This window comes from Trebonia sp., from assembly GCF_049794275.1.
Classification (GTDB): Bacteria; Actinomycetota; Actinomycetes; order Streptosporangiales; family Streptosporangiaceae; genus Trebonia.
On sequence record NZ_JBARCR010000653.1, the window covers coordinates 1 to 1,886 of the forward strand.

Sequence of the window (1,886 nt, forward strand, 5' to 3'; positions counted from 1 at the left end):
GCGGCCGGCGAGCCCGTCGGCATGCTGCAGGAAGGCGCGATGAAGCTGGTGAGCCGGCTGCTGCCGGAGATTACCGGGGAGGACAAGTACCGGGGGCTGCTCGCCGCCCAGGACTACCTGCTGTCGCTCGGCGTCACCGGCTGGCAGGACGCTATCGTCGGGCCCGGCTACGCCTCCATTGACGACACGACGGACGCGTACCTGCGCGCGGCGTCGGCCGGCACGTTGATCGCGGACGTTGTCGGGGCGCAGTGGTGGCAGCGGGACGAGGGACTGGAGCAGCTCGCGGGGCTGCTCCACTACCGTCAGCACAACGTGGCCGGGCGATTCAGGCCGACCAGCGTGAAGATGATGCTCGACGGCATCGTGGAGAACCACACCGCCGCGATGCTCGCCCCCTACCTCGATCACGACGGCTGCGCGACTGGGAACTCCGGGCTGGACTTCATCGACCCCGGCGAGCTCCCCCGCTACGTGACCGCCCTCGACCAGGCGGGCGTCCAAGTGCACTTCCACGCGCTCGGCGACCGGGCGGTCCGCAACGCGCTCAATGCCGTCGAGGCTGCCCGCGCGGCCCGCCCTGGCAGCGCCAGGGAAACCTGGATCCGGCACCACCTGGCACACCTGCAAGTCGTCCACCCCGATGACATCCCGCGGTTCGCCGCGCTCGGCGCGACAGCGAACCTGCAGATGCTGTGGGCGATGAACGAGCCGCAGATGACCGAGCTGACGATCCCCTTCCTCGGCGCGACGCGAGCCACCTGGCAGTACCCGTTCGCGGAGCTCGCCACCTCGGGCGCGCATCTGGCCGGCGGCAGCGACTGGCCCGTGAGCAGCCCGGACCCGCTGCTCGCCATCCATGTGGCGGTCAACCGCGCGCTGCCGGAGACCGCCGGCGATCCCTTCCTGCCGCGCCAGGCGATCACCCGGCGGACGGCGCTGGCCGCTTACACGTCGGGCACCGCGCGGATCAACGGCGTGGCGGCCTCGGCCGGATCAATCAAGGCCGGCTACGACGCGAGCCTCGCCGTCACCGACGCCGACCTCGCCACCATCCCCGACGCCGAGATCTGCGAGGCATCCGTCACGCAGACCTGGGTCCGGGGCGAGCTCGCCTAGCTCCGTCAGGCCGTCGCGGCCGCCGCCGCGCGTCCGGCGATCCGGCCGGAGAACAGGCAGCCGCCGAGGAACGTGCCCTCCAGCGACCGGTAACCGTGCATCCCGCCGCCCCCGAACCCGGCCGCCTCCCCCGCCGCGTACAGCCCCGGCACTGGCTCGCCAGACGCGCCGAGCGCGCGGGACGACAGGTCGGTGTGCAGCCCGCCGAGCGTCTTGCGGGTGAGCACGTGCAGCCGGACGGCGATCAGCGGCCCCGCCGCCGGGTCGAGCAGCGCATGCGGCCTGGCGACCCGGATCAGCCGGTCCCCGATGTACCGCCGCGCGCCCCGCACCGCCATCAGCTGGGAGTCTTTTCCGAACGGGCGCGTGGCGTCTCTATCTCTCGCGGTTATCTGTTCTTCGATCCGGTCCGCGTCAAGGTGCGGGTCGCCGCCGGTGAGCTTGTTCATCTGGCTCACCAGCTCGGGCAGCGTCCCGGCGGTCACGAAGTCCTCGCCGTGATCGAGGAACGCCTGCACCGGCCCCGGCACCTGGCCGCCGAGCCGGCTGGTGATCATGGCCTTCCTGTCGCGGCCGGTCAGGTCGGGGTTCTGCTCCGAGCCGGACAGCGCGAACTCCCGCGCGATGATCCTGCGGGTGAGCACGAACCAGCTGTGGTCGTACCCGGTCGTCCGCAGGTACTCCAGCGTGCCGAGGGTGTCGAACCCCGGGTAGAGCGGCCCGGGCAGCCGGCGTCCGGTGGCGTCCAGCCACAGCGGGGACGGCCC

General features: G+C 72.2%; 2 protein-coding genes. One reads left to right on the plus strand and one right to left on the minus strand.

The genetic code is table 11. The features are described from left to right. The coding region (locus WA805_RS17555; protein WP_425242869.1) for an amidohydrolase at window positions 1-1,119 on the plus strand (1,119 nt) is incomplete at its 5' end. Between the two features lie 5 nt (window positions 1,120-1,124). Here the strand turns inward: WA805_RS17555 and WA805_RS17560 are convergent. Continuing rightward, window positions 1,125-1,886: FAD-binding protein (locus WA805_RS17560; protein WP_425242870.1), on the minus strand; the 762-nt coding region annotated here is incomplete at its 5' end.